This window comes from Vibrio sp. 03_296 (genome assembly GCF_002265885.1).
The window spans coordinates 1-478 of sequence record NZ_NPKW01000903.1 but is presented as its reverse complement, the minus strand read 5'-3'; the positions used below and the strand labels follow the sequence as shown (position 1 = coordinate 478).

1 pseudogene is annotated in these 478 nt (G+C 52.6%); it reads right to left on the bottom strand.

Annotation, left to right across the window (positions count from 1 at the left end):
• Positions 1–160: 160 nt before the first annotated feature.
• Positions 161–478: pseudogene (locus CIK04_RS28735) on the bottom strand (PhzF family phenazine biosynthesis protein); the annotation flags it as partial.

Here is a 478-nt window from a genome sequence, read left to right as displayed (position 1 = left end):
AATAGCCACASAGATATCCATCAGTTCGGGGGGAAGTCAGTATGCCGATTCTGGCAAACAAAATCGACAGGGCTTCGTCAGTTTTCAGCCACCCAATTTTTCAAGCGCTAGGTGGCTGAATGATTTAGCGACTGACAGAGCGCTCTTTACGGCGCAAAGACTAGATAAGCAGCTGGCCTTTGAGGGTCGTGACCGCAGTGCCGATCAGTTTCACGCGTTGATAGGGAAGCAAAGCCATTTCGATGCGACCACCACGAGCGGACGCTTGATAGCCCGCAAGATAATCCTTCTCGAGTTTACTGCCCCAGTAACCCGCGAGGGCACAGTGAGTTGAGCCGGTCACGGGATCCTCGTTGACACCAACCCACGGCGCAAAATAGCGAGAGATAAAATCGTAAATCGGTGAATCGGAACGCGCGGTTACAACCACGACCGCGTCCAGTCAAGGTTGCAAGAGCATCAAAATTGGGAGAGAGGG